General features: G+C 43.7%; 2 protein-coding genes. Both read right to left on the bottom strand.

Annotated features, from left to right (window positions below; all coding sequences use genetic code 11):
* Positions 1-457: 457 nt before the first annotated feature.
* The gene (locus V7K30_RS17745; protein WP_335001422.1) at positions 458-1,801 is read right to left on the bottom strand and encodes a nitrogenase component 1; all 1,344 of its coding nucleotides are present in this window, start codon (positions 1,799-1,801) and stop codon (positions 458-460) included.
* 575 nt (positions 1,802-2,376) lie between these two features.
* A complete protein-coding gene (locus V7K30_RS17740; protein ID WP_335001420.1) occupies positions 2,377-3,906 on the bottom strand; it encodes a nitrogenase component 1 in 1,530 nt (509 codons plus the stop codon).
* Positions 3,907-4,233: the final 327 nt, after the last annotated feature.

Here is a 4,233-nt window from a genome sequence, read left to right as displayed (position 1 = left end):
AAATTTGCGTTTTGCTGCACCAAATAATTGAAATGCAGTTTCAATTAACAACTTTTTGAGAGAATCAGTTAATACTATGGCCATCAGTTACCACATTCAAAAACAAGCGTCATTATTTAAATTACTACAAAAGGGGAATGATTATCATTATTGCTGATGGAATAGTTTATTTTCTAGAAGTCCCTTAAAAACAGCGAAATCAAACTGTTTTTTAAACTGTCGGCGAGAACTTCTCTCTGTTCGTTGACTGTAGCGACTCAAGTTGGGTATTGTTTACCTTGCCACGCGTTCGCGTGGCGTGTCACAGACAAGCCTCTCGTAGAGAAGGCTTTACGCTTTGCTAACGGCAGTTAGTTACTAGGATGTTGTTGCGACTGCCGTTGCTCCAGACGTGTAGCACAATACTTGTTGATAACTCTGTATCAGGATATCAAAACATTCTTGACATAATACTTTTCTATGTCCAATTAATCTCTTTAGAACGAAAAGCTCTATCCCAATCGTTAGCAATCACTTCCATGATATTGATCATGCCTTCATAGCCAAAATATGGCTTGTCTACATAAGTTTCTCTGTTAGTGGGGCTAAACACATCAAAAGCAATTTTGATTCCCAATTCCTCTGCCATGTATTTTTCCCATGCCGAGCCAATCACAGCATCAACATCAAACTCTTCTAAGGTCTGTTTTACCTGATAGCCATCTGCCGAATATATTACGCGCGAAGTAAGACCGAGGCTGTGCAGTTCTCGCTCCAGAATTGAACGAGAATCAGGCATCGCTGAACGAAATAATAAGACTTCAGGAATCATCTCCAATTCTTCAAAGAGCATTCTCACTAGTCCAATACCAAGCGTCCCATCCGCAGATACAGCAATTCTACAGTTACGATATCGGGGAATAATCATCAATGCTCGTTTGCGAAGTGTATCTACGACCATTTCTTCGCCTTGTTTGATGATTGGCTCCACTTTTTCATCTATCTTAAAATGTGCCGCCAATGCCTTCAACCACCGAGTAGTGTTGTTTACACCTATTGGTAAAGGTATATCATCAAGGATCAAAGGGATGTCATGGGTCTGTTGCATTTTCCGAGCAAACTTATACCCAACATCATGACTGAGAACAATATTGGCGGTTGCTTCACCAGCTTGCTCTAGTTCTTCAAAGGAGGTATTATGAGAAAAGACCGTCTGTACTTTAATCCTTAAAGATTTTAACATCTGCTTTACCCATTCCAAATCAGCCCACCAAGTAGGATTCAGATTTGCTTGTGGTGCAATGATATTTACAATCCTTGGCTTTCTGCCCCTTCTCTTGGTCTGCCTTTTTTTGATAAAAGGAAGTAAAGCCTCCAAACCCATCTCTAAGCCATCGTAAGCATTGCCCCGAAACCCACCAGCCATTAAAGGAACGAGTTTGGCTTTGATATCTGGCTGAAGCTGGTTGCACAATCCTGCAATATCTTCACCAATGATGTCTGCCGCGCAAGTACCAACGACAAACATCACCTTAGAATCAAAAGATTTATCCGCGTCTTTGATCATCCCTTTGAGTTTCTCAGATGCTCCCATCACAATGTCTGACTCAAAAAGACGAGTACAAGCAACTTTCCGCTTGGTGAAATCAACCTCATGAGCATCATACCCAGCTGCAACAGTAGACGCGCAACCCTGTGGAGACTGAATTACAATACTGACATCTTTAATGCCAGCAACCGTAGTTGCAATACCTTCAAGGGCACAGCCAACTACTGGGTCTTTACTATGGTTACAATTGTCAAAAGTTGTTTCAGCAGACATTTTTTCCTCCTGTTTCTCTAAAGCTTGACTATGGGAAACGCGTTTTATGCAGCTTGTAGCGACTTCTGCCTTGACGTTTCCGTGTTTTGTGAAGCCTGTAGCGACTTCTGTCTTGACGTTTCCGTGTTTCGTGCAGCCTGTAACGGCTTCTGTCTTGACGTTTCCGTGTTTCGCGCAGCCTGTAACGGCTTCTGTCTTGACGTTTCCGTGTTTTGTGCTGCCTGTAGCGACTTCTGCCTTGACGTTTCCGTGTTTTGTGCTGCCTGTAGCAACTTCTGCCTTGACATTTTTGGCTTAAGCTTTGCTCGTAAGCTAATAATCATTTAAATTGCATCCCCGCGTCTCCCGCAACTCCCACGTCCCCGCGTTTTTCTGAGGCTAAGGATTATGCAACTTAAGAGCGGACAGATATCAGACGCCACCGAATCAGCGTGCAGTATTTTCTAGTTCTTAAATGCAGCCAGTCTCGGTTTTTTGTTAACGATCGCTTGACTTTTAAGACAGTCGCTACAATTATTCTGCGCCTCTGCGTGAGACAAATCCATACTTTATTCAGCAAAGTCACATTTCATTTATTACTCGTTACAACATTTGCCCCGTCTCTTCTCTGCATATACGGTACAATCAGGCAAGTCTTGAGCTAGTTTTCCGGTTAGTGATTGAGCAGATGCTAACCCGGAATCTTTAGGGAATACCATTTGCTTGGTTAAAGAACTGCGAGGTCTAAAGCCATATTGAAGTGCTGTTTTAATACACTTTGCGACCTTTAAGGCTCCGCGATAGCCAAATCTGGGACGATTTAAGATAGCATTTAAATCGACGACGGGAATATGGGGGAAACTCAAGGAAGAACCAAAATACACTACTGAATCTGAATCAAGACCACCAATAAAATCCAGTAATTCATCTTCCGTTTGTTTCATTGACTCGTACTTGCCAAAGGCTAGCGTCCCCTTAGTAATCAGGATTTCTGGGTCTAACCCTGTTTCCAACAAGTAATCTACACTGGTTTCTCGTGCTTCTGTACTCCAGGGATGGAAGTTATAGATTACCACACGCATCCCAAAATCACGATCCAACATGTGGGCAAGGGACAAGCACTTAATAGCATCATGTCCTTCGATAATTGCTAACTTACCTTCTATATAACTCTTAGCTTCCTCAAATTCAGTCTTAATTGCGGCATATTCCCTTGACATCAAGGCAGCCGCCTGTTCTTCCATCCCTAAATATTTTGCAGCCCCTTCGAGCCATTTTTCTGTAGCGGTGATTCCATAGGGAAGGATAGTAGAATTTAAGGGAGTACCAAACTTGTCTGACATGGCTTTGCCGATGGTATAGCCAAGATCCAAACATAAAGTACAGTTAACTGCCGCACTTGGTGCTTGTTTGAGTTCTTCTAAAGTACAATCACCAGCGATGACGCTGTGAACTCGTGCGCCCATTCCTTCTATCAATCGCACCAATTCCTTGACATCGGTTTCGACTTCCGTCCTTTCAGGACCCATCTTCGCGCCTACAATATTGACAGCATCGGCTAGTTGTGCTTTCCGTTCTGGAGTTGGCGGCTCCATAAAGTCTACAATTTGCCGAAATACGATATCAAATCCACTGCGATACTCCCCTGCGAATCCTTCGCAATGTATCGTCATGATCTCAGACTTGATTTCGGTGCGGGCTTTATTCACTACGTCATCAACACAGTCGCCAATAATACCAGACGCGCAACTAGTAGCAACAACGATCGCATCAGGATGGTATTTTTCATCTACTTCTCGAATCGCGCCTGCTAATTCTTTTTCGCCTCCAAAAATTACCGCTTTCTCGCTCATGTTCGTAGTTACCACGGGTTCATAAGGTGAACCACTATTGCGGCTGTTGGTCAGCTTGTATGCCCGCTTGACACCATAAGCACAGCCACTCGGCCCGTGAGAAATGACGATCGCATTTTTAATCCCACTTAAAATCTTGGTTGCAGTCCAAAATTTACAGGGGCGGGTATGACTACCTTGTAAACTAGTCTTGATTTTACCCTCTTTTGCCAAGCGATAAAGTTCGCTTAAATTTCCGTAAAATACGACATTCTGATCTATGCTTGCAGTCATGAGAACTCTCCAGTCTTTGAATAGCTTCTATAGCAGTACCGTGTGAGTCGTAAACCAGACGACTGAGCCGCCCTCTGATATCATGTCCGCTTAATTACTTATTAAACCCGAAGAACCCCACCCCGCCAAAGCTATGCTTTGTCTCCCCTCCCCGCCTGCTCTTAGGGGCTGGGGGTGGGGTTCTTTCTATTATGGGTAATCTGGCGGACATGATATGACTTATATCATCTCTGCTTAATTACTTATTAAACCCGAAGAACCCCACCCCGCCAAAGCTATGCTTTGTCTCCCCTCCCCGCCTGCTCTTAGGGGCTGGGGGTGGGGTTC

Source organism: Nostoc sp., assembly GCF_036917655.1.
Taxonomy (GTDB): Bacteria; Cyanobacteriota; Cyanobacteriia; order Cyanobacteriales; family Nostocaceae; genus Nostoc.
This window is presented reverse-complemented; position numbering and strand designations above follow the sequence as displayed.